The organism is Lentzea nigeriaca, assembly GCF_016907955.1.
Taxonomy (GTDB): Bacteria; Actinomycetota; Actinomycetes; order Mycobacteriales; family Pseudonocardiaceae; genus Lentzea; species Lentzea nigeriaca.
Map to the genome: position 1 here is coordinate 111,794 of NZ_JAFBCX010000019.1, position 23,468 is coordinate 135,261.

The 23,468-nt window shown below is 68.8% G+C and carries 20 protein-coding genes; 6 read left to right on the plus strand and 14 right to left on the minus strand.

What is annotated here, in order from left to right; translation table 11 throughout:
• Positions 1–9 precede the first annotated feature (9 nt).
• The 3 genes from JOD27_RS38780 to JOD27_RS38790 all read right to left on the minus strand — a co-directional run bounded on the left by JOD27_RS38780 (position 10) and on the right by JOD27_RS38790 (position 5,401).
• A complete protein-coding gene (locus JOD27_RS38780) occupies positions 10–2,577 on the minus strand; it encodes an NACHT domain-containing protein (RefSeq protein WP_204767341.1) in 2,568 nt (855 codons plus the stop codon).
• Between the two features lie 19 nt (positions 2,578–2,596).
• Positions 2,597–4,864, minus strand: coding sequence for a HelD family protein (locus JOD27_RS38785; RefSeq protein WP_275591921.1), 2,268 nt, complete (start codon positions 4,862–4,864; stop codon positions 2,597–2,599).
• 108 nt (positions 4,865–4,972) lie between these two features.
• Entirely contained in the window at positions 4,973–5,401 is a 429-nt protein-coding gene (locus JOD27_RS38790; protein WP_204767342.1) for a MarR family winged helix-turn-helix transcriptional regulator, read from the minus strand.
• Between the two features lie 135 nt (positions 5,402–5,536).
• Between JOD27_RS38790 and JOD27_RS38795 the strand changes: the two genes are divergently transcribed.
• The 3 genes from JOD27_RS38795 (at position 5,537) to JOD27_RS38805 (ending at position 7,078) form a co-directional block, all read left to right on the plus strand.
• Positions 5,537–6,139: a hypothetical protein gene (locus JOD27_RS38795; RefSeq protein WP_204767343.1), complete on the plus strand. Its 603-nt coding sequence runs from the start codon at positions 5,537–5,539 to the stop codon at positions 6,137–6,139.
• A 1-nt stretch (position 6,140) separates the two neighbouring features.
• The gene (locus tag JOD27_RS38800) at positions 6,141–6,359 is read left to right on the plus strand and encodes a DUF6343 family protein (RefSeq protein WP_204767344.1); all 219 of its coding nucleotides are present in this window, start codon (positions 6,141–6,143) and stop codon (positions 6,357–6,359) included.
• A gap of 95 nt (positions 6,360–6,454) precedes the next feature.
• Positions 6,455–7,078, plus strand: a complete 624-nt coding sequence (locus tag JOD27_RS38805) for a TetR/AcrR family transcriptional regulator (RefSeq protein ID WP_204767345.1) — start codon at positions 6,455–6,457, stop codon at positions 7,076–7,078.
• Here the strand turns inward: JOD27_RS38805 and JOD27_RS38810 are convergent.
• Genes JOD27_RS38810 through JOD27_RS38820 form a run of 3 tightly spaced genes read right to left on the minus strand, consistent with a single transcriptional unit; the run spans position 7,066 to position 10,034 of the window.
• On the minus strand, positions 7,066–8,406 hold the full coding sequence (locus JOD27_RS38810) for a dihydrolipoyl dehydrogenase family protein (RefSeq protein ID WP_204767346.1): 1,341 nt from the start codon (positions 8,404–8,406) through the stop codon (positions 7,066–7,068). The two genes, JOD27_RS38805 and JOD27_RS38810, sit on opposite strands and share 13 nt — an antisense overlap.
• Before the next feature lie 20 nt (positions 8,407–8,426).
• Positions 8,427–8,786 carry a VOC family protein gene (locus tag JOD27_RS38815; protein ID WP_204767347.1) on the minus strand — a complete coding sequence of 120 codons (360 nt, stop codon included), beginning with the start codon at positions 8,784–8,786 and terminating at the stop codon, positions 8,427–8,429.
• Positions 8,787–8,798: 12 nt separating this feature from the next.
• Complete coding sequence (locus JOD27_RS38820) at positions 8,799–10,034, minus strand: hypothetical protein (protein WP_204767348.1); 1,236 nt, start codon at positions 10,032–10,034, stop codon at positions 8,799–8,801.
• 143 nt (positions 10,035–10,177) lie between these two features.
• On the opposite strand from JOD27_RS38820, the gene JOD27_RS38825 reads away from it, so the two are divergent.
• Both JOD27_RS38825 and JOD27_RS38830 read left to right on the plus strand, forming a co-directional pair.
• Complete coding sequence (locus JOD27_RS38825) at positions 10,178–11,524, plus strand: S8 family serine peptidase (RefSeq protein WP_204767349.1); 1,347 nt, start codon at positions 10,178–10,180, stop codon at positions 11,522–11,524.
• 199 nt (positions 11,525–11,723) lie between these two features.
• The gene (locus tag JOD27_RS38830; protein ID WP_204767350.1) at positions 11,724–12,227 is read left to right on the plus strand and encodes a DUF3145 domain-containing protein; all 504 of its coding nucleotides are present in this window, start codon (positions 11,724–11,726) and stop codon (positions 12,225–12,227) included.
• 16 nt (positions 12,228–12,243) lie between these two features.
• Here the strand turns inward: JOD27_RS38830 and JOD27_RS38835 are convergent, their stop codons facing one another.
• From JOD27_RS38835 to lanKC, 4 genes are all read right to left on the minus strand, one after another.
• Positions 12,244–13,962 carry an ABC transporter ATP-binding protein gene (locus tag JOD27_RS38835; RefSeq protein ID WP_204767351.1) on the minus strand — a complete coding sequence of 573 codons (1,719 nt, stop codon included), beginning with the start codon at positions 13,960–13,962 and terminating at the stop codon, positions 12,244–12,246.
• Positions 13,962–15,575, minus strand: a complete 1,614-nt coding sequence (locus tag JOD27_RS38840; RefSeq protein WP_204767352.1) for an ABC transporter ATP-binding protein — start codon at positions 15,573–15,575, stop codon at positions 13,962–13,964. Before JOD27_RS38840 ends, JOD27_RS38835 begins: the two co-directional genes overlap by 1 nt.
• Positions 15,576–15,717: 142 nt before the next feature.
• Positions 15,718–15,882 (minus strand): SapB/AmfS family lanthipeptide, encoded by a 165-nt coding sequence (locus JOD27_RS38845; protein ID WP_090058697.1) that lies wholly within the window; start codon positions 15,880–15,882, stop codon positions 15,718–15,720.
• A 37-nt stretch (positions 15,883–15,919) separates the two neighbouring features.
• Complete coding sequence (gene lanKC, locus JOD27_RS38850; RefSeq protein ID WP_204767353.1) at positions 15,920–18,487, minus strand: class III lanthionine synthetase LanKC; 2,568 nt, start codon at positions 18,485–18,487, stop codon at positions 15,920–15,922.
• A gap of 698 nt (positions 18,488–19,185) precedes the next feature.
• On the opposite strand from lanKC, the gene JOD27_RS38855 reads away from it, so the two are divergent.
• Positions 19,186–19,734: a hypothetical protein gene (locus JOD27_RS38855; protein ID WP_204767354.1), complete on the plus strand. Its 549-nt coding sequence runs from the start codon at positions 19,186–19,188 to the stop codon at positions 19,732–19,734.
• Positions 19,735–19,922: 188 nt separating this feature from the next.
• On the opposite strand, the gene fabF is transcribed toward JOD27_RS38855, so the two are convergent.
• The 4 genes from fabF to JOD27_RS38875 are packed head-to-tail and all read right to left on the minus strand — an operon-like array spanning position 19,923 to position 23,353.
• A complete protein-coding gene (gene fabF / locus JOD27_RS38860) occupies positions 19,923–21,158 on the minus strand; it encodes a beta-ketoacyl-ACP synthase II (RefSeq protein WP_204767355.1) in 1,236 nt (411 codons plus the stop codon).
• Positions 21,155–21,391: an acyl carrier protein gene (locus JOD27_RS38865; protein WP_030465146.1), complete on the minus strand. Its 237-nt coding sequence runs from the start codon at positions 21,389–21,391 to the stop codon at positions 21,155–21,157. The genes fabF and JOD27_RS38865 overlap by 4 nt, the downstream gene beginning before the upstream one ends.
• 43 nt (positions 21,392–21,434) lie before the next feature.
• Positions 21,435–22,424: a beta-ketoacyl-ACP synthase III gene (locus tag JOD27_RS38870; protein ID WP_204767356.1), complete on the minus strand. Its 990-nt coding sequence runs from the start codon at positions 22,422–22,424 to the stop codon at positions 21,435–21,437.
• On the minus strand, positions 22,424–23,353 hold the full coding sequence (locus JOD27_RS38875) for an ACP S-malonyltransferase (RefSeq protein ID WP_204767357.1): 930 nt from the start codon (positions 23,351–23,353) through the stop codon (positions 22,424–22,426). The genes JOD27_RS38870 and JOD27_RS38875 overlap by 1 nt, the downstream gene beginning before the upstream one ends.
• Positions 23,354–23,468: the final 115 nt, after the last annotated feature.

Consider the following 23,468-nt stretch of genomic DNA (forward strand, 5'->3'; position numbering starts at 1 on the left):
CGAGAGCTCCTATTCGAAGACGTTGAAGTCCCTGGTGGTCCAGGCGATCAGCAGGTCGGCCACTGCCTCGGACATGCCTTCCGGTGGCGTCCAGGGTCGGTTGCCCCGGCTGTCGGCGAAGTCCTGCAGATGCGGCGGGGGCTTGAAGGGAAGCGGGCGTTCGAAGTCGACGTACGCTTCGAGGTAGGGCACGCACAGCAGGAACTCCAGGTCAGGACACAGCTCCTCGCGTGGTGTCAGCTTGATCGAGCCCACCGGCCGGCGGTGGTCGAACCAGCTCTCGTAGGAGATCCACGGCCGCTTCGAACCGGCGATCTGCGTGGCCAGGCGGCGGGCCGCGTCCCGGTCGATGGCCAGGGTTCTGTCCGACGACAACAGAACCTGCGCCGGCGACAACGCGACCACGCCGAGGAAGACGTAGTCCTCGAACAGCGCCCGAGGACCCAACTCCACCACCAGCGTGGTGAGTTCGGTGAGACCGTCCACAGTGGGCAGCCACGGCCTCGGCAGGGGGCGCAGATCCTTTTCCCAGTAGACGTCGCGCAGAGCCGACTCCAGCTCGGTGTCGAGGGGGACGACTCCGAGCAGGCCCCGGAGGAGACCGGAGATGTTGGGGTTCTGCTCGTCGTAGAGCCGCGCGACGTCCTCGGCCAACGCGCGGTGGATCGTGGCGCTGTTCGCGGGCAGTTTCTCCAGCAGGCAGAAGAACAGCGGATCGTCCACCTCGTGGCGGTGGAAGATCCGTTCGTCGAGGGGGATCGCCACGGCTCGGCGGAGAGCGAGCATCGTGATGCCTCGGACGATTTCCGGGCGCGGTGTCAGGTGGCTGAGGCACCGAGCGGCGAACTTCAGTTCGTTGTCCCGGATCGCCAGCGCGAGAACCTCGTCGGCGCCGTCGTCCACGTTGCGGTCGTGCAGTTGCAGGGCGACGCGGGAGACGACGTCCCAGGCGCCTTCCGAGACGTGCGAACGCAGGGCGGTCCACAGCGCGGCCGAGGTGGTGTGTTTGCGGACCAGGTGTTCGGCGGCGAAGTACTCCATGAAGGTCCGGTGGGTGAAGCCGAACAACGGCTCGCTCGCGGTGGCGCCCACGTCGGTGAGGATCCAGGCGCGGCCCGTGCAGAACTCGGTGAAGCGTTCCGCGGCGCCCTCGGCCTCGTCGGGATCGAAGGACTTGGTCACCAGGTAGTTGGTGAGCAGCCGCACGATCCGGCTGCGCGGCAGGGCGGCGCCGGGTTCCGGGCCGTCGAACAGGTACCAGGCCAGGTGTTGGACGGCGGCGCGCAGGCGGCCCTGGAACTGCACGGGCAGGGCTATGCCGCGCATGGAGTCCCAGCGGTCGAAGAGCATGACGGCGCAGCGCTCGTAGACCTGGGCGAGGTTGCGGGGCAGGTAGTGCTCGCTGGAGTACATGGCGCACAACAGGGCCAGCAGCAACGGGTTGCGGCGCAGTTCCTCGATCTCGGAGCTCTCGCTGAGGAACGCGTCGGCGAGCAGGGCGCGTTGGTGGGCGGGGGTGGCGGCGTCCAGGGCGAACCAGCGGGCCGCGTAGTCGGCCACCTGGCCGGAGTCGAAGTCGTCGACCGTGCCGACGGTGAAGAGGGACTCGCTCAGCGGTGCTTCCGGGTAGCCGACCTTGCGGGCCGTCACGACGATCGGGGTCAGCGGGTACTGGTGGGCGAAGCCCTCGACCAGGCGGACGACGCGGCGGCGCAGTTCGGGCTGCACCAGTTCGTCGAGGCCGTCGAGCACGACCACGGCGCGGCCGTTGCGCAGCAGGTATTCCACGGCGTCGCGTGGGGGAGGGAGGTTGTACGGGTCGTTGCAGATGTGTTCGAAGTACTTCAGCAGTTCGCGGCCGCCGGTGCGGAACGAGGCGGTGAAGTCGCGCAGCACCAACAGGAACGGGACGCGCTCCTCGGCGTCGAGGGCGATGTCGTGCGTCAGTTTTCCTGCCAGCGTGGACTTTCCGGCACCGGGGTCGCCGAGCAGCACGGTGCGGCGGCCTGGTGCGGTCAGTGAGGAGACGGCGATGTCGGGCGACAGCGTCGGCCGCACGTACAGCTCGTCGTACGGCACGGAGCGGCTGACCCCGATGTGGGGTAATCGCATCTCGCCGTGCATCGCGGCGATGCGACCGCGCAGCTGGGCGGCGTAGGAGTGGAAGTCCGCCAACGACGGTGCGCGGCGCAGCACGAGAGTGTTGTTCTTGACGGCGCCGGCCAGATGCGCGACGCCGACCGCCGTCGGGGTGTCGAGATCGCCTGTCCGCAACGGTTCCGGCGACGCCAATGCCTCCAGCACCGCCTTCGGATCAGCCGACGCACCGGACAGGCGCAGGCCCTGCACGATCTGCTCGCGCAGGTCGGCGGCCAAGCCGGCGTCGAGCGAGCCCCGCATCGCGCGCCACAGCACGACCTGGCGGGCGACCTCGGCGAAGTCCGGGGATTCGAGGTAGGACAGCAACACCGGGTCGACGTCCGGCGGCGGGGGAGGGATCAGCTGGGAGAGCCTGGGGGCGAGCTGGTTGCTGACGGACACGACGATGCGGCCGACCGCCGCGTCCAGGCTCGCCACCCCAGGCCTCCACCGTTCGTTACGAAACGTCCTTCAGCCGGGATAGCACATCGGGCAGCGTTCCGGTGTGCACGACGCCGAGTCGTTGCGTGGCACGGGTGAGCGCGACGTACAGATCGGACGCTCCGCGCGGCGACTCCTCCAGGATTCCGACCGGGTCGACGACGACGACCGAGTCGAACTCCAGGCCCTTCGCGTCGGTCACGCCGAGCACCACGACCTGGGCCTCTTCCAGGTCGTTGCCCATCGACGACCCCGGCACCTCCGCCACCACGGCGGACCCCACCGGCTCCAGCAAGGCGGCGGGCACGATCACCGCGATCTTGCCGTCACCCACTGCGGCGACCTCGCCGGCGATCAGCGCGGGCAGTTCCGAGGGGAACGACGGCACGGCGCAAACCCACGGCGGCACACCGGTTTCCCGCACGGACGTCGGCGGCACCAGGGAGGAGTCCACCGACGCCAGGACGTCGGCCGCAACCTCCATGATCTCGGCCGGGGTGCGGTAGTTGACGGTGAGCTCGGTGAGGCGCCAGCGGTTCTGCACGTACGGCGACAGCACGGTGTCCCACGAGGTCGCGCCACCGATGTCACCGGTCTGCGCGATGTCACCGACGACCGTCATGGACTTGCTGGGGCAGCGGCGCATCAACGTGCGCCACGCCATCGCCGACAGCTCCTGCGCCTCGTCGACGATGATGTGCCCGAACGTCCACGTGCGGTCGGCGGCGGCACGTTCCGCCGCGGTCTCGTAGCGGTCGACGCCGTGGCGTTCGGCCAGGCGGTAGGCGTCCATCAGGTCCGTGGCCATCAGGATCTCGGGGTCCGCGTCGTCCTCGAGGTCGAGGATGTCGAGGACTCCCTGGGCGTACTCGATGGCCTGGCGGCGCTGGCGTTCGGCGCGGGCCTTGGCCTCGGTGTCGTCCTCGCCCAGCAGTTCCGCGGCCTCGTCCAGCAACGGCACGTCCGCCGGCGTCCAGTCGTCCGTCGTCCGCTGCAGCAGGTCGCGTTCCTCGCGGGTGAACTTCGACATCGCGCGGTTGCGGCGCTTCGGGTTCGCGTAGAGCTCCGAGAGCAACGAGAACGGCGTCAGCACCGGCCACAGCGACGAGATCGCGGCCTGCACCTCGTCGGACTCGCGGATCTCGCGGCGGATGTCGTCCATGTCCGCCTTGTCCAGCAGGTGGCCGCCGAGGCGGGAGGCCACCATCGAGGCCAGCGTCGAGATGATCTCGCGGGCGAACGTGCGGCGGGCCTCGTTGTGCGGGCGGCGGGTCCGGCGCGCCCTGCCCCGCGCGTCGGAGATCGCGCGGCGGTCGAGGCGCAGCACGTCGTTGTCGAAGCGGATGTCGACGAACGCGGGCGCCTCCTGCCGGTCCCGCACGGCCGCGGCGATCACGTCGGCCATCTGGATGCGGCCCTTGACGGCCGCCACCTCCGGCGACTCCTTGCCGGTGGCCGTCAGGCCGGGGTACAGCTCGCCGACCGTGGACAGCAGGACGCCCGTCTCACCCAGTGACGGCAGGACCTGGCTGATGTAGCGCAGGAACGTGGTGTTCGGGCCGACGACCAGCACACCGCGTTTCGCCAGCTGCCGGCGGTGGGTGTACAGCAGGTACGCGGCGCGGTGCAGCGCCACCGCGGTCTTGCCGGTGCCGGGTCCGCCCTGCACGACGACGACGCCGTTCAGCTCGGACCGGATGATGATGTCCTGCTCGGCCTGGATCGTCGCGACGATGTCGCTCATCTGGCCGGTGCGCGACTCGTTCAGCGCGGCCAGCAGCGTCGCCTCGCCGGTCAGGCCCTCGTTGCGGGACGGCTCGACCGAGTTGATGTCGAGGATCTCGTCGTCGAGGCCGATGACCTTGCGCGAACGGGTGCGCAGGTGGCGGCGCCGCCGGACGCCGTCGGGAGAGGCCGCGGTCGCGAGGTAGAACGGCCTGGCGGCGGGCGCCCGCCAGTCCATCAGCAGCGGCTCGTATTCCTTGTCCTCGTCGAAGAGACCGATTCGTCCGATGTAGAACCGGTCACCGTTGTGGAAATCGAGCCGGCCGAACGCGAGTCCGTTCTCCACCGCGCTGTACTGAGCCAATTGATCTGTGTACATCGCGACCGAGGTGTCGCGCTCGGACCGCATCTGGTGCGTCCCGCCAGTTTGTCGCAACGATTGTGCGAGTCGTTTCGACGTCTGTTCGCGGAGGTCGTCGAGCCGGCCGTACAACATGGCCACGTATTCCTGCTCCGGCTCCATTTCGGCGAGCCGGAGGTCATCGGAGGGGCTTGACAACTTGCCTCTTTTCTCGATACCCTGCGACCTCAGGGTTCAATCCTGTGTCACTCGGTAGTACATAAAACACAGTCCTGCCCGCACCCCGGTCGTGCGAGCGCAGACTGTCTAATCTACACGTAAATCTGCGTGGTGCAGGTATGCCTTCCGCAGCAGTGTGGTCAACTTGTCCCGTTCGTCCGATGTCAACGGCGCCAGCAGCTCCTCCTCGTGCGCCCGCGCCTTCTCCAGCCGCTCGCGCAACGCCCGTCTGCCCGTCTCGGTGATCGACACGGCGAACCGCCGCCGGTCCTGGTCGTCCCGTCTGCGCAGGGCGAACCCGCGTCGTTCGAGGTCGTCGAGCACCGCCACCAGGTCGCTCGCGACCATCCGCACCGTGTCGCTGATCCGCTTCTGCGCCACCGCTTCCTGCTCGGCCAGGAACGCCAGCACCGTGACGTGCGGCCCCCGCAGGTCGCCGCGCGCGAGCCTGCGGGCCTCCCTGACCAGCCCGAGCATCAGGTAGCTGGGCAGATGCAGGAGCTGATCAATGCTCATGTCCTCAGCATAGGAAAGATCTGTCCCCCGATAGTGGATTGCGCTGCGTGATCAACCCTGTCGGGGAGGGTCCGTGCGGGTGAGCGTTGGGGTGACGTTTCTCCACAAACCACCTGGAAGCGGCAAGGTGGGCGTATGACGCGTGCGGAGATCGCCCGGCTCGCCCGTTGCGTGGTGCGCAGGCCCCGCTGGCAGCTCGTCCTCGCGGTGCCGCTGTCCGCGTGGACGCTCGCCTGGGTGCTCGGCCAGCTCGCCGACACCCCGCTCACTCCGCTCGGCGTACTCGACTGGACCGGTATTCCCCTCGACGCGGCATCCTCCTGGGCGCAGGAGCGCAGACACGTGCTCGTGTGGCTCGCCACGCTCGGTGGGCTGAGCTGGGCGGCCACCACCGAACAGGGGCAGCTGCCCGCTCTCGCCGGGTGGTTCGCCGTGCTGGTCGCGGGAGAAGCAGCCGGATACGAGCACGCGGTCCAACGGGCGATGCTCAGCATGGTGGTGTTCCTGGCCGTCCTCGCGGTCGTGTCGCTGACCGGGCGCCGCGCGTTCGTCGTCGACCGCGTCGCCGTGATGCCCAAGGACGTGATGCGAGCCGGCATCACAGCCGCCCTGCTGACCGCCGTCGTGCCGCTCATCGCGCCTGGTCTGGCCCTGACGCGTCTCGTTAGGCCCTACGTGACGAAACCCCCGAGGCCCCTGCGGCGGGTTGACGCGCCGCTGCTGAGGGAAACCGGGTGAGGTGAGCGACTACCTGCCACCCCCGGCACCTCCGCGCAGTGCTCTGACGCTGCGGTTGTGGCTCGCGGGGTTCGGCCTGGTCTTCAACTCGGTCGCGGGATGGCTGGCACTGAGAGCTGACCTCGTCTGGCTCGCAATCCTGCTTTTACTACTCGCCGTTGTCTGCGTTGTCGACTTCGGCTGGGTACTTCATCGCAAACGCAGGGGAGATCCGGGCTGAAACCTGTCGGGAACCTGTGCTTGGGCTTAACGGGTCGTATGGATAAAGATGTCCGCGTGCATGAAGACCCGGCCAGGGACAGGTTAGCCAGGGTGATGCGTCGGCAGCCGGTGCAACAGCGTGGCGCGGCCACTGTCTCCGCCATCCTGGACGCTTGTGCGAGCCTGCTGAACGAATACGACTATGACGACATAACCACGGCGCGCATCGTCGATGTGGCCGGAGTGCCCATTGGTTCCTTCTATCAGTACTTCCCGGACAAACGTTCCGTTGTCCACGCGCTCGCACTGCGCGGGATGGAGACGTATCTCCGCGAGGTCGAGGGGCTGTTCGCCGCCGACCTGATCGCGGACACGTGGCGCGAGGCCGTCGCTCAGGTCGTCAGCGTCTACCTGCGGATGCTGTCCGACCTGCCGGGCTTCGGCCGGGTGCGGTTCAGCGACATGCTGGACAGCCACCGGCTCGACTCCAGCGTCGACCAGTACGAGCTGATGGCCGAACGGCTGGCGCAGCTGTTCGTCAACCGGTTCGGTACGCACGGCGACGTGCCGGTGATGCTGACCTTCCGGATCGCCGTGCAGACCGCGGACGCGTTGTTCAAGCTCGCCGAACGTGTCGACGCCGACGATCGCGCGTATGTGGTCGGCACGGCGAACGAGCTGCTCACCGGCATGCTGGGGCCGATCTTCGACCAGCAGCCCGCACCTCAGAGCCCGTAGGCCTCCAGCAGCCGCAGCCAGACCTCGCTGATCGTCGGGTACGAGGGCACCGCGTGCCACAACCGGTCCACGGTGACTTCGCCGACGATCGCGACGGTGGCAGAGTGCAGCAGCTCGGCGACGTCCTGGCCGACGAACGTGACGCCGACCAGCGTCCGCGTGCGCTCGTCCACGACCATGCGCGTCTTGCCGCGGTAGCCGTCGGCGTGCAGCGACGACCCGGCGACCGCGATGTCGAGATCGACGACCTTGATGTCCCGGCCGGCCTTGCGGGCCTCCTCCGCGGTGTGTCCGACGAACGCCACCTCGGGGTCGGTGAACACCACCTGCGGCACCGCGACGTGATCCGCCCACGCCTGGCCCGCCGACCACTGCCTGGGCTCGAACCCGCGGGACCGTTCGAGAATCGCCGTTCCGACAGCACGTGCCTGGTACTTGCCCTGGTGCGTCAGCAACGCACGCCCGGTCACGTCGCCCGCGGCGTACAACCACCGTCCGTCCACATCGGACACAAGGCCGGAGTCGTCGATGGTCAGTGGCTTGCCGTCCTTCGTCGCGGGAACCCGTCCGGTGGCGACGAGGATCTCCGAGCCCTTCACGACCCTGCCGTCCTGCAACGTCAGCGCGCCCGGCGCGATGGCCGACGCGCGGGCGTTGAGCAGCACCTCGACGCCGTCCTCCCGCAAACCCTCGACGACGAGCGGCCCGACGAACTCCTCCATGCGCGGCAACGGCCGTTCACCGGACACGACCAGCGTCACCTTCGACCCCAGCCGGGCCCACGCCTGCGCCATCTCGACACCGACGACGCCGCCGCCGAGCACCACCAGTGAGTCGGGCACCTCGCGCGCCGACGTGGCGTCGCGCGACGTCCACACCGGAGTGTCCGCGATGCCTTCCAGTGGCGGCATCTTCGGCACACTGCCGGTGCACACCACGACGGCCTGACGCGCCCGGTGCACCTCTCCGCCGACGGTGACCTCGCGTTCGCCGGTGACCTCACCGTCGCCGCGGATGACCGTGATGTTCTCCGACTCGGCCCACTTGACCTGGCCGGAGTCGTCCCAGTTGGACGTGAAGCCGGTGCGGCGCGCGAGCACCTCGGCCGGGTCCAGCGACCCCGCCTTCACACCCTGCACGCGCCGGGCGGCCGCGAGCGCGTGACCGGGCCGGAGCAACGCCTTCGAAGGCATGCACGCCCAGTACGAGCACTCGCCGCCGACCAGCTCCTTCTCGATCATGGCGGTGGACAGGCCTCCCGCGGCCGTCCGCCACGCCACGTTCTCACCAACAGGGCCACCACCGATGACGATGACGTCGAAGTCCATGACGCCACACTAGGCGTGGATCAGGTGAGCCACACGAGGCAGAACGTGTGTCCGACCGGGTCCGAATAGACGCGGAACGTGTCGTCGTTGTCCTTCTGCACCAACCGCGCGCCGAGCGCCAGCGCCTTGGGCTCGGCCTCCTCGATGTCGTCGACCAGCACGTCGAGGTGGAACTGCTGCGAGCCGTGCGGGTCAGGGAACGTCGGCGGCTGGTACTCGGGCGCGAGCTGGAACGCGAGGCGGGTGCCGTTCGCGACGATCACCACCCAGGTGTCGTCACCGCCGGCGAGCCGTTCGGCGCCCAGCAGCTTCTCGTAGAAGGACGCCAGCTCGGAGGGGTTCGGGCAGTCGAGCACGACAGAACGAAGTTGTCCGACCATGCCCTCCACCCTCTACCGGGCGGCCGGCAGGCGCAACGCCTGCTTGGCGATCGGGTCGAGTGCCGCGTCGTCCGCGCCGCCGGACCACACCACGAACGCCAGCTGCACGTGGCTGCCCTTGACGTTGCTCGCGAACGCCGCGTTCTCCAGCGGTTTGCCGTCCAGCCCGTTCACCCCGCCCGCTCCCGGCGCGGCGACGACCTTGTGGAACGCGGTCGCGCTCGGCGAGTCCAGCAGGTTGAGATCGGCGACCATGACCGTCACCGGCTTGCCCTGCACGTTCGTCTCGTAGGTGGCGCGCTGCAGCTCGCCGCACTCGTTCGCGACCAGCCACGCCTTCGCGTCGCCGAACGCCTGCGCCTGGCAGTCCTTGTCCTTCTTGACGTCCTTCGGCACGAACGTCGTGCCGTCCACGACGACCGTCGTCGGAGCCGTCGCCGACGGTTCGGGCGTGGCGTCGGCCTGCTTGTCGTCGCTGGACACGGCCACGACCAGCCACACGAAGAGCAGCACCGCGACCAGGGCGCCGATCGCGAGGTAGGGCAGCGGCACCTTGTTCTGCAAGCGTTTGCGCGCCAGCACGTGCCCGGCATGGACCTTCGGGATCAGCATCGTGCTGGCGGCCGCGAGGTCGGGGGAGACGGCGTCGCTGAAACCCTCGGCGAGCAACGTCCGCGCGTCCGGCGGCGTGCCGGTGGTCTGCAGGATCGCGAGGAGCTTCATGGCGTGGTCGGCCGTGCACAGCACCGACGACGTCGCGAGCTCACGCGCCGCGCTGAGCAAAGTGGACGGTTTGGGGTGCAGCACCCGGACACCGCGGTTGAGGTCGGAGGTGGGCTGCACGACCTGGCTCACGAACGGCCCGACCGCGACGACCGTGCTGACCGGCAGCGGCTCCGCGCGCATCGCCTGGATTCGCTGCGCCACCGCGGTCGCCGCCGCCACCGCCTCGGTCGCGGGGTTCGCCGCGCCGTCCTGGCTGATGAGCGGCCACCCGTCGATCTTCCACTGGCCGCCGAGCGGTGCCTCGAGCTTCACGGCGGGATCGGGCAGGTCGACGCCGACGATCACCAGGACGCCCTTGGGCAGCACGACGATCGCGTCGAGCGGCACGGGGCAGTCGGGTGGCTGGACGCCCGTCAGCGCCACCCCACCCAGGACCTCGGTACCCGCGCCACACGCCGTGAGGGCGGCACGGACGTCCGCCCCAATGGCTGAAGGTTCAGCGCCCAGACGGATCAGCCGCACGAGTCCCCACCTTTCCGCACGGGGGAACACGGTAGCGGTCCGGGGGCGACCAAACGCATCCAGTCGAGACGTTACGTGACACCCGTCACCGATAAGTGGATCACTCGTTAGTTGGATTGCCTGCCTATGTTCACGGAGGGTCCATGTTCAAACGCGCCGCACTCCTCGCCGTAGTGCTCGTGGCTGCCTCTACCCCTGTCGGGGCCGCCCAGACGTCCTCGACGGTCTACGTCCACGGCACTGATCTCACCTCCGCCGAACAGGCGGTGGAGGCGGCCGGTCTGCAGAAGCTCGCGAGCTTCCGCAAGATCGGCGTGGTCGCCGCTCGCGGCACCTCGACGCAGATCTCCTCGGCACGCGCCAAGCCGGGCGTCGCGCGCGTGGAGGTGACCAAGCCCGCCAAGTTCCTGGGCTCCTCCGGCACCGTCGCGACGCGCAGCCGCGAGGCTCAGCAGTCGTCCGGGCTGACCGGCGCGGGCGTCTCGGTCGCGGTGATCGACTCCGGGGTGGACCCGACGCACCCGGCGTTCGCCGGCGGCAAGATCGTCCGCAGTCTGAAGAGCCTCTGCGCTGCCGACGGGTCCACGGACACCAGCTGCATCGTCCCGGTGCCGAACCTCGTCGACACCGACACGACGTCGCTGGGTGGTCATGGCACGCACGTCACCGGCATCGCGATCGGCACGCCGTACCAGCTCTCCGACGGCACGCAGGTCGGCGGTTCCGCGCCGGGTGCGAAGGGCGTCGTCATCTCGACGGGCGCGGCGATCCTCATCCTCGGCGCGGACGCCGCGCTGAACTGGGTGCTGGAGAACCACAACGCCCCGTGCGGTGCCGGCGTGCCCGCCGCGACGTGCCCGCCGATCAAGGTGATCAACAACTCCTATGGTCCGTCTGGCGGCGGTGCGTTCGACCCTGCGTCGGTGACGGTCAAGCTGCAGCGGCAGCTCGTCGCCGAGGGCGTTGTCGTGGTGTGGGCGAACGGCAACGACGGCGGCGACGGCACGAAGAACCTGTCCAACCCGCCCGGCCAGGACCCGACGCCCGGCGTGATCTCCGCGGCGTCCTACAACGACCAGGGCACGGGCACCCGTGACGGCGCGCTGTCGGACTTCTCGTCGCGCGGCCTGAAGACCGATCCCTCGACGTGGCCGGACATCTCGGCTCCCGGCGAGAACATCGTCTCCGCCTGCCGCATCTACCTGCCGATCTGCTCGACCGGTCTGCAGCCGCAGAACGGCCCGGGGCTGCTCGACATCGGCACGTACAACACGATCAGCGGCACGTCGATGGCGGCTCCGCAGATCGCCGGCATCGTCGCGCAGCTGTTCCAGGCCAAGCCTTCCGCGACGCCCGCCGACATCGAGCGGGCGCTGAAGTCGACGGCCCACAAGTACGGCAACGGCTACACGCCCGTCGGCCCCTACACCTCGTCGTTCGACAAGGGAACGGGTCTGGTGGACGTGGTCGCCGCGGTAAACGCTTTGTAGATCACGATCACGCATCACTCGGCCGGGGAGGACAGGACTTAAGACCTGTATCTGCCCCGGTCGGGTGATGATCGAGCTGGTTCTTATGGCGGACACACCTCAAGACAAGGCAGAATGCAGCGAACGGGTTTCACGGTGATCACCTCACTCGGCAAAGGCGTAGGGGAAGACGTCCCTCGTCGAGTAGCGGAGGTCAGCAGTGAGCACCCGTGGCAGCACCAGTGGCGTGGTCTACGTCCACTCGTCGCCGTCTGCGGTCTGTCCGCACGTCGAGTGGGCGATCTCGGGCACCCTCGGTGAACGAGTGGACCTCAGGTGGGCAGCGCAACCCGCGGCACCAGGCCAGTTGCGCGCTGAATGCGCATGGACGGCGGAGGCCGGCACCGGCGCGAAACTCGTGGCTGCGCTGCGCGCGTGGCCAATGCTCCGGTTCGAGGTGACGGAGGAGCCATCTCCAGGTCAGGACGGCGAACGCTTTTGTTTCGCACCTGTGCTGGGACTGTGGCACGCCAGAACCTCAGCCAACGGTGACATCGTGGTCAACGAGGATCAGTTGCGCGCACTGGCCACACGGTCGCGCGGCGGCGAGTCGTTCGCCCACGGCGTGGACGAACTACTCGGCGCGGCGTGGGACGACGCGCTGGAACCGTTCCGCCGTGCGGGCGACGGTGCGCCCGTGACCTGGCTGCATCGCGTCGGATAGTCCAGAGTGGACCCCGCTACCGTTTGGGCAGCGGGGTTTCCTCGTGGTGGGTGGGATCCCAGGCCAGCATGAGCTGCCCGTAGAGCGGCGACGTCTTCAGCAGGTGCTCGTGGGTGCCGAGCAACGGCCTGCCGCCATCCATGACCAGCACGCGGTTCGCCCGCAGCGCGGAGCTCAGCCGGTGCGCGATCACCACGAGAATTCCGTCCCTTCTGGCGAAAGCCCGTTCGACTCGGGCTTCCGCGGCCGGGTCCAGGTGTGAGGTCGCCTCGTCGAGGATCACGACGCTCGCGGACGTGACGTACACCCGCGCGAGTGCCAGGAGTTGCGCCTCACCGGCGGAAAGTCCTTCGCCCGCATGGCCGAGTGCGGCGTCCAGCCCGCCGAGCCGATCCAGAAGTTGTTTGGCGCCAACCTGTTCCACCGAGTGGAGCAGATCCTCGTCGGTCGCCCACGGCGCGAGCAGTGCGAGATTTTCCCGCACGGTACCGGTGAACAGGTACGTCTCCTGCGGAATCAGGGCGATCGCGTGGTGCCGCACCTCGGGAAGCACCCGGTCGACGGGTGCGCCGCCGAACAGGACGCGGCCGTTGTCGGGCGGCATCAGGCCGGTCAGCAGACTGGCCATTGTGGACTTGCCGATGCCGGACGGGCCCACCACGGCCAGGTGGTCGCCGGGGCGCAGGGTGAGCGAGACGTCGCGCAGCACCGGTTCCGCGTCCGGGCTCCAGCCGAACGTGACGTCGCGCAGCACGAACTCGCCGTTGGACGGGATTTCCTCGCCGTCTTCCTTGTCTGCCGGCGGTGCGGCTTCCTGAAGTCGTGTGAGGGCGACCATCAGCCGCATCACGACGGTGCTGGTGGTGCGGGCGAGGCCGTGCAGCGCCGGGTTCACGCTGTTCGTCAGGTAGACGACGGCGGCCAGCACCGCACCGGTCGTCAGCCGGCCCGAGGCGACGAGCGGGGGAGCGCACGCCACCAGCAGCACGATCGGGGCGAAGCCGCCGAGCGCGATCACCGTGGCCCGCAACGAGTTCGCCCACGCGACGTTGATCGTGGCCCTGGCCTGCCGGTTGATCTGCGTGCAGATGTCGTCGTAGGCCTCGTCCGACGCGGAGCAGGCGGCGACGTCGCGGAGGCCGGTGAGCACCGCGCCCGATGCTTCGGCGGTGCGTTCGTCGGCCATCACGGTGTCGCGTTGCCGCTTGGCCAACGAGGGCAGCATGAGTCCGAAGAGCAGCAACGCGGCCACGATCGGCACGACGACCAGCCAGAACAACGAGGCGGCCGTGGTCGCGAGTCCGACGAGTGCGGCCACCGTCGTGACCAGGAGCGCACGTGCCTGGACGAGAACGCCTGCGGTCGCGTCGCGGACGACCTCGACGTGCCGGGTGATCATCGCGACCGCGCTGGCGTCCGGCGTGCGGCGGTGCGCCGGGTCGTTCAGGACACCCTTGACGACCCGCGTGACGAGGGCGTCGCGCATGGGTTCGACGACATCGCCGAGTCGTGCGAAAACCTGGCGCTGGCCGAGCGCGCCGGCGACGGCGAGTGCCGCGAAGGCGAGCAGCCAGAGGACGCCGGCCAGCGGATCACCCGCGGCGAAGCCCCTGTCGACGGCGGTGCCGACGAGCTTGCCGCCGAAGAACGCGGGGACGCCTTCGAGCGCGGACCAGCCGAGCAGGATCAGGACACCGCGGCGGTGCCCGGCCAGAGTGGAGAGGTAGAAACGCATCACTCACCTCCGGTGAACACGGCGCGGTAGTCCTCGTCGTCCCACAGCCGCTGGTGGGTGCCGGTGCCTCGTACTCGGCCGTCTTCCAGCCACACCACCAGATCCGCCCGTGCTGCGGTGGCCGGGCGATGTGTCACGACGACCCGTGTCCTGCCTGGCAGGGCCGTGGTGAGTGCCGCGTCCACTTTGGCCTCGGTCACGGTGTCCAGGCTGGCGGTGGCGTCGTCGAGCACGAGCACCTCGGGGTCGCGGACGATCGCGCGTGCCAGGCCGATCCGTTGCGCTTCACCGCCGGACAGCGGGGCGTCGGCCAGAGGTGTTTCGTAGCCCTGCGGCAGGCGAATCAGCACGTCGTGGACCTGGGCTGCGACAGCCGCGTCCCGCACCTGGCTCTCGTCCGCGTCGGTTCCGTAGCCGATCGACCGGCCGATCGTCGCGCCGAGCAGCGCCGGGCGTTCGAAGGCGTAGCCGACCTCGCCGTCCCGCACCACCGTGCCGGAGTCCACTGTGGACAGTCCGCCGAGCACGGCGGCCAGCGTCGACTTGCCCGCCCCGGAGCTGCCGACGATCGCGGCGAACGCGCCCTCGGGGATCGTGATGCTCACGTCGTGCAGAGCGCCGTCGACGCTGACGTTCCTCAGCGCGATCCCGGAACCGCGGACGACCGGGGGCCGGGCGGGAGGCGGGGTGTCGAGGACCTCGGCGATGCGGGTGGCGGAGGCACGGGTGCGTTCCAGCGCGGTCAGCTGCGGGATCTGCCCGACCACGCCCATGCCGAGGGCCGCGTAGCCGAGCGCGGCGAGCACGTCGCCGGGGCTCAGCCTGCCTTCCAGCACACCGAATCCCGCGGCGGTCAGCACGGCCACCTCGACTGCGGGCAGCAGAAGACCGGCCCGCCACATCATCTTCGCCTGGGTGCGCCACATGCCCGCACCGGCCGCGGCGAGGCGGGGCAGCGGCTGGAGCACGCGTCCGGTCTCGCGGTCGGCGATGCCCGCGGCGGCGATCGTGCGCAGGCCCGACACCGAGTCGAGCAGCCGGGCCGAGACCTCACCGGACACTTCCTGGTACGTCAGCACGTCGTCGGCGGTCAGCTGCATGTGGGTGCGCACCAGCAGCATCGCCAGCGGCACGCTCACCGCGAACACCGCCGCGAGCCGCCAGTCCAGCAACGCCAGCGCCACGACGGCGCCGGCCGAGGACACCGCGGTGACGAGCAACGTGATCAGCGTGACCGCGACCCCGCCCGCGTTGCCGCAGTCGCCGGTCATCCTGCTCACCGCGTCACCGGCCGCGAACGGCGACGGGTGCCCGACCGCGAGCAGGTGCTGGGCGAGCCTGCGCCGCAACCACGCGGTGGCACGGGAGGTGATGGTGGCGGCGAGCACGATGCCGATCGCGTCGCCGATGATCTCGGTGCCCGCCAGCAGGAGCAGCCACAGCACGGTGACCAGTACGAACGTGCCGCCCAGCGCCATGTCGACGGCGCGGGCCAGCGCTGAGGGGAGCAGCAGGCCGCCGGTGGTGGCGACCGCCGCGTTGAGCAGCAGCAGCCACGGCCGGTGGTCTCCGCGGACCACGGAGAACAGCAGGGCGTCACCCGGTTTTGCCATCGGCCGTTCCTCCGGAAGTCATGAGGGCGCATCATGAGCGAGGGCCCGACAGCTGGCCGGCTGCCGGGCCCTGCAGAGGTGGGTGAGCGGCATACTTCGCCTATGCCGCTCATCTACCGCGGTGAATCAGTTGTGGAGCAGCTCAGCAGGCCAGCAGGCTGACGGTGCTGTGCGAGCAGGGCAGGAGCAGCGAGGCGTTCGACGCCGTCGTGGAGCCGCCGCCGCCACCACCGCCGTGGCCCGACGCCATCGCGTTGCTCGGAGCCTCGGGGGTCTCCAGGTCCTGCATGTCAAGGATGAAACCCATGACAATCTCCTTCTCGAGGGATCTTTCGGGGTTACTGCTACCGGCCCTGGTGGACCGGGGTCTGTGCCCTTCCGAGGAAGGGGAGCGGTGGACGTCCGTCCACTGTGGAGGCGATCGCGAGCAGCACGCCCGCACCGCCGGTGTTGAGGTCCATGGACAGCCGGCGCAGCTGCACACCGGGGAACGCGAGCCCGTCGCCGTAGTGCACGGCGTGCCAGCCCAGCGCCCGCAGGTGTTGCCGCACCGCACGGTCGAGCCGCTCGTCCGGCCGGTGCCGGGTCGCGTGGGCGAGCGTGGCCAACAGTCCGGCCCGGCCCAATGTGAAGGCCGGCTGGATGACGAACTCACCGGTGCAACCGCTGAGCAGCTCCGGCAGCTTCCCGACGCACGGCCGGTCCGGCGCGACCGCGGCGAACTCCGTGAGCACCAACGCGATGCCCGCACCGCCGATGCCGACGTACGGCAGGCTCCTGAACGTGCCGTCCCGCACCTGAAGCGACCCGTCCAGCGCGACCATCGTCTCGGCCAGGTCGCGTTCCAGCGCCCGTTCCGCCAGGTCGAGCCAGCGCTGTTCGGCGGTGTGCTCGAACATCCGCAGGAAGAACAACGCGGGTCCCGACCAGCCGTGCAGCAGGCCGGCCTTCGCCTTGTCGCCCGGTCCGGGCGCGTCGGCCAGCTGCGCGGCGAGCCGGTCCGCCAGCTCCTCCGCTTTGGTCGCGAAGCTGTCGTCGTGGCGGGTGTTCGCGAAGTGCAGCAGGTTGAGCCCGATGCCGGAGAGACCGGCGCTCAGCCCGTGGTCCTTCGTGGCGGGAACGAGTTCGGCGTAGCCCTCGACGAGCTCGGTGGCGACGTCGTGGTGGCCGAAGTTCTCCAGCACGTGCGCGATGCCGTGCGCGCCGACGAAGAAACCGGGCTGCTTGGGCGGATCGTTGCGGACCGTCCTGATCAGCCAGTCCTCGTGCTCGGGGTAGCGGCCCTCGCCACTGACGTCGAGCGCGTGCAACACACCCGCCGCGCCGTACGCGAAGCACGTGCCGCCGACCTCGAACTGCTCGATGTCGCCGGGGAACAGGCGGTCCGAACGCTCCGGCGTCGCGCTGTGCAGGATCGCCGTCGCGATGGACTTCCTGATGACGCTCCAGTCCGGCTCCTGATCGTCGAACTCGGTGAACGACGGACCGCTCGGCGGGTCGACGCGCGGCGTGAGCACGTCGATGATCGACTGGCCGTACTCGTCGGTGAGCCCGAAGCGTTCCTTGATGACCTGCACGTGCTGCGGGAGCTTCGCTGGTGCGAGCTCCAGCACCGTGTTGAGCGGCAGGAAGATCCACAGCTTGAGCGCCGCGAGCGGGTGCTCGTCGATCTCGAAGCCCTCGCGGTCCGGCGGAGCCTGGAACCCCGGTGCGCCGAGCGTGGGCCGGTGCACGTCCTCGATCGTCGACGACAGCTCGAAGTCGATCAGCGAGACCTCGTCGTCCTCGTCCACCAGGACGTTGAGCGTGTGCAGGTCGCCGAACACGACGCCGCGCTCGTGGACCCTGTTCATCAGGTCCTCGACCTTGGCTACGAGAGCGAGCGCGCGGTCCTTGTACTCCGTGAGCTGCTCGGGCGTCGGTTCCCGGTGCGTCAGCGGGTAGTTCATCCCGAGCCACTGTCCGAGCGAACGCCCTGGCATGAACTCCATGGCGACGAACAGGTGCTCCCACTCCACGAACCGGTCGTACACCTCGGGAACACCCTTGACGCCACGCAGTTTCGAGAGGATCTCGTACTCGCGCTCCAGCCGTGCCACGGCATCCCGGCCCTCGCGGTCGAGGCCGGCGTGCGGCCGCGCCTCCTTGAGCACGACCTCCTTGCCGTCGCTCTTGCGCGTCGCCAGGTAGACGCCGCCGCCGTTGGAGAAGTGCAGTGAACTCCTGATCCGGTAAGGGAACTGCTCCGGATCGCCCGCGTTGCGCTCGGCGAGGTGCGGCGCCAGGAACTCCGGCAGCTCCACCCACTCCGGCACGCTGAACACGGGCTTGCGCTTGTCCGGGATGAGCGTGCCGTCCGGCCCCTCGATCGCGAGCACCTGCTGGCCGTCCTGTTCGAGCCACTGCTCGGAGAACCCGCCGTAGCGCACGTAGAGCGGGCCCTTGCCGTAGCGCAGGTCGCTCAGGATGTACGCGCCGTGCTCACCGTGCAGCGTCTTGGAGAGCTCGGAGAGGATCTGTTCGAGCTGCTCGGTGCTCTTGGGGTAGATCGTGATCAGCTTGCCGCTGCCCTCGCGGGGCGCGTACTTCGAGTTGCGGGCGAGCACGACCGAGATCGTGGGCAGGTACTTGAACGGGATTCGCCGCTCGACGCAGTAGTCGAAAGTGGCCTTCAGAACCCTGCTCGCGTTGTCGAGACCAGCGGAGACGTGGATCTTCCAGCCCTGCTTCGGCAGCTGCGCTCCGACCGGGTGCAGGTGCCGCCACACGTTGCGGTCGACCTGTACCCAGTCGGCCGGCAGTTCGGGCAGCTCACGCGAAAAGTCGTCGCCTGGGAGGCCGCTTTCGGTGCTGCTCTGCAGATCGTAGAATCGCCGATCCGCGAAGCAGAACGCCTCGTATCTGAGGTCCACCGAATTCCCTCCTCGACGGTTTTGCGATTTCGTTTACGCGGCATATTTCCGCACAATTCGCAGCCTATGGCCAATCCGCCATTCGAGGCATATGGGTCCGCCGTTCGTGTCCGAAAGAGGGGTGGTTACCGGCGCGTATGTGACTGCTCGTGATGAGGTTTGGGCCCGCCTCACCCGGCTGCGAGGTTTACTGATTGGCGAGTTAGTCCACTCGTCTTGGGCTTTTGCTAAACGGTCCTGTATCGTTCTGGTTTTGCGCATCGCTGTGAGCTGCGGTATTCCAGGTGGATCTCGACGTATAGTTGGGGGTGTACAACCGTTGTGCACGCGCCGTGTTCCGTACTCTGTTCGAGTGAAGCCATAAATGCCTTCTAATGCGTGTTTGGTACGGCCGAGTGGACGTATTGGCTCACCTGAAAGTACCCATTCGGAGGAGGAGATTGAGGGGGCTGGATTTATGTAGCAAACGTTGTCTTGCTACATGCAAGTTGCATCTGGGGGGAATGTAATCCTTTGGGTGAAGTCTTATGTTTTGATGTAACGGATGGGTGTTTGTGAGTGGGGCTCTGCTGTGTGGAGTACAGAGGGAGTGGGTACGCGCGCGTGAGCCCGGTGGGGAGCGCTGGCGTGGGGAGTGTGGGGGGATCCGCGGGCGCGGCTAGGCTGCTGGGGTGGGGAGTTTGGCTAGCCGTTGGCTGGTGCCGGTCGTTGTCGTGATCACCGGTGCCGCGGTCGCGGCTGGGATGGTGGGGCGGACCGTCTACTCGCGTCCCGCCGAGGCCAAAGGGGAGCCGGCTGTGCCGTCGTCGTCGGTGTCCGGGGCGGCGGTGCCCGGGACCACCGAGGTTCGGTTGAGTCCCGACTCGTTCTTCCATCCGGATCGGACTGCCGTTCAGGCTGTGCTGCAGAAGTACTTCGACTCGATCAACCGGCGGGACTTCGGGTTGTGGCGGTCTGTGGTGTCGGCTCGGCGGCTTTCGCAGACTGTGCAGAAGAACTGGCTGGCGGACTACGAGACCACCCTTGATCGGGGGATGGTCGTGCAGCGGGTTGAGTCCGATGTGGTCTTGCGGCGGTTGCGCGTGTTGATCAGCTTTGTGTCCACACAGGACGTTGCCAAGGCTCCGGTTGCGTTGCCGGAGGGGTGTATCCGGTGGAGGGTTGTTTACGTGATGGTCTGGGAGGGGGCGGAGCTCAAGGTTGATGAGGCTCCGGAGAACCGGACTCCTCAGATGGAGAAGTGCTGAGCCGTTGCGTGTGGGGTCCGCAGGTCGTCCCTCCTTGGGCGCGGCCCGACTGGTGACGGGACCCACCCCACCGGCCCGGGACTGCTCGGCTCCGCCTTCGCGAAAGGTCTGGGGGTTTTGCCTTGGGGGAAAGCACTTCGCCCCGGGCCGCTGTGGCGGACCGGGGCGAAGCGGTGTGCTGGAACGAGTTAGGCCGGGGTGAAGGCCAGGGCCACGTTGTGGCCGCCGAAGCCGAACGAGTCGTTCACTGCGGCGTCCAGCTTGATCTTGCGTGGCTCGCCTGCCACCACGTCCAGGGAGACCGCCGGGTCGAGGTTCTCCAGGTTGAGCGTTTGGGGAACCACGCCGTCGCGGATCGAGAGGACCGTGACGATGGCCTCTACCGCGCCTGCTGCGCCCAGGAGGTGGCCCAGGGCGCCCTTCGGTGCGGTGAGGACCGGGTGGTCGCCGATCGCCTTGCGGATTGCCACGGTTTCCGCGACGTCGCCCACCGGGGTGGAGGTGGCGTGGCAGTTCACGTGGCCCACGTCGGACGGGTCGATGCCGCCGGACCGCAGGGAAGCGGCGATGGCACGGGACTGGCCGACGCCCTCGGGGTCCGGAGCCGTGATGTGGTAGCCGTCGGCGGAGGTGCCGATGCCTGCCAGGCGGCCGTAGATCTTGGCCCCGCGGGCCTCGGCGAACTCGCGGCGTTCCAGGACCATGATGCCCGCGCCCTCGCCCAGGACGAAGCCGTCGCGGCCCGTGTCGAACGGGCGCGAGGCCTTTTCGGGCTCGTCGTTGCGGGTGCTCATGGTGCGGGCTTGGGAGAAGCCCGCGACCGGGATCGCCGTGATGCACGCTTCGGCGCCGCCTGCCACGACCACGTCGGCTTCGCCGGACTTGATCATGCGGTAGGCCCACGCGATGGCTTCCGCGCCGGAGGCGCACGCCGAAACCGGGGCGTGGACGCCTGCCTGGGCCTTGAGTTCCAGGCCCACGTGGGCTGCCGGGCCGTTCGGCATCAGCATCGGGACGGTCAGCGGGGACACCTTGCGCAGGCCCTGCTGTTCCAGGAGGTCGTCCTGGGTCAGGAGGGTGATCGCGCCGCCGATGCCCGTGCCGATGATCACGGCCAGGCGCTGGCGGTCGACGGTGTCGTCGCTGTGGCCGGCGTCCTGCCACGCCTGGCGGGACGCCACGATGGCGACCTGCTCGGAGCGGTCCAGGCGCCTTGCCTCGACGCGGGGGAGCACCTCGGTGGGGTCGACCACGAGCTGCGAGGCGATCTTCACCGGCAGCTCGTACTTCTCCACCCAGTCGTGGGTGAGGGGGCGGACCCCGCTGCGGCCCGCGAGCAGTGCGTCCCAGGTGGACGTGACGTCACCGCCGAGCGGGGTGGTGGCACCCAGCCCGGTGATGACGACGTCGATGTCCGAACTCACTTGTTGCTGGTGATGTAGTTCACCGCGTCACCAACGGTCTTGAGGTTCGCCAGCTCGTCGTCCGGGATCTTCACGCCGAACTTGTCCTCCGCCTGGACGGCGATCTCGACCATCGACAGCGAGTCGATGTCGAGGTCGTCCACGAAGGACTTCTCAGCGGTGACGTCGTCGGCGGCCACACCGGCGACCTCTTCGACGATCTCGGCAAGACCGGACAGGACGTTGTCGCTCACTGAAGTTCCCTTTCGATTGAAACGATGGAAAAACTCGGAATACTCACGGGCACCGGACCACCTGTCCCGCGTAGGACAGACCTGCGCCGAAACCGACCATCAGCACCACGTCTCCGCTGGAGATCTCGCCCGCTGCCCGCATGTGGTCCAGTGCCATGGGGATCGAGGCCGATGAGGTGTTACCGGATTCGACGATGTCTCGGGCGACCTTCAGGTCCTCCCGCGCACCATTGTTGCGCAGGCGCTTGGCGATCGCCTCGATGATCCGCAAGTTCGCCTGGTGCGGGGCGAACACGTCCACATCGGACAGTGCGACGCCCGCGAGTTCGGCTGCGCGGATCGCCACGGGTGCGATCTGGGTCGTCGCCCAGCGGAAGACCGACTGGCCTTCCTGGTGGATGAAGGAGTCGCGGTCGGCGATGGTGATGGCCTCGGAGAGGTCACCCGCCGAGCCCCACGCCACGGGGCCGATCTGGTTCTCCTCGCTCGCACCGATGACGACGGCGCCCGCGCCGTCCGCGAAGATGATCGCGGTCGAGCGGTCGTCCTGGTCGGTCCAGTCGGTGAGCTTCTCCGCGCCGATCACCAGCACGTGCTTGGCCGTGCCCGCGCGGACCAGGTCCGCGCCGGTCGCGACCGCGTAGCAGAAGCCGGCGCACGCGGCGTTGAGGTCGAACGCCGGAGCGGCCTTCACGCCGATGCGGTCGGCGACCTGCGCGGCGGCGTTCGGGATGGTCGACGGCATGGTGCACGTCGCCACGATGACGGCGCCGATGTCGGACGGGGTCAGGCCCGCGTCGTCGATCGCCTTCGTGCCCGCGATGACCGCCATCTCGACGACGCCCTCGTCCTTGGCGGCGAAGCGGCGGTTCACGATGCCGACGCGGTCGCGGATCCACTCGTCGGACGTGTCCATCCGAGCGGCGAGGTCGTGGTTGCTCACCACCGTCTCGGGTTGGTAGCTGCCGAGGCCGATGATGCGGCTACCCGCAGAGGCTTGCGGGGCCTGGAAGGTCGTCCCAGAGGGAATCATTACTGCGTGGCTCCAACAGTGTTGAGGAGTTCTTCGACCTTCTCGAGCTGGTCGGGCGTCTTCAGGGCGAGGGTGGCGGTGCCCTTCATCGCACGCTTGGCGAGACCCGTGAGAGCGCCGGCGGGCGGCAGCTCGACGGAGCCGGACACGCCCTTCTCGACGAGCGTCGCCTGGCAGACGTCCCAGCGCACCGGGCTGGTGACCTGGGAGACCAGGCGGCGCAGCACCTCGGTGCCCTCGGTGACGGCCTGACCGTCCTTGTTGGACAGCAACGGCATCAACGGGTCGTGCGTGGTGACTTCGGCGGCACGCGCGCGCACAGCGTCTTCTGCGGGCGCCATGTACTTCGTGTGGAACGCGCCCGCGACGGCCAGCTTGCGGACCTTCGCCGTGCCCGGCGGGTTCTCCGCGAGCTCGTCGAGGGCGGGACGCGGACCTGCCGCGACGATCTGGCCGGCGCCGTTGCGGTTGGCGGGCACGAGGCCGAGCTCCTCGAGGCGCGCGAGCACCTCCTGCTCGTCGCCGCCGAGCACCGCGGCCATGCCGGTCGGCTCGAGCGCGCACGCCTCGGCCATCGCGGCACCGCGCACGGCGGCCAGGGCGACCGCGTCGTCGGCGCTGATGACACCCGCGATCGACGCGGCGGCCAGCTCGCCGACCGAGTGGCCCGCGACGATCACGCCGGCGGGCAGCTCGACCCGGCGGCGCAGCTCACCGAACGCGAGCAGCGCGAGAGCCACGACCAGCGGCTGGGTGATGGCGGTGTCGACGATCTCCTCGGCCTCCGCGGTGGTGCCGAGCCGCACCAGGTCGAGGCCCGTGATCTCAGACCAGGCGCGCACCTGCTTCTCGCTCCCCTCCAGTTCGAGCCAGGGGGCGAGCATGCCGGGCGTCTGGGACCCTTGTCCGGGCGCGAGGAGTGCGATCACGCCGATTACTAAAGCTGGTGAACCCGCCGGTACCCCATGCCGCAAAGAACGAAGTACGGCGATCGTATTTGTAGAGACCCTACAAAAGTGTCGGCCAGGTGAACCATCCGCGACG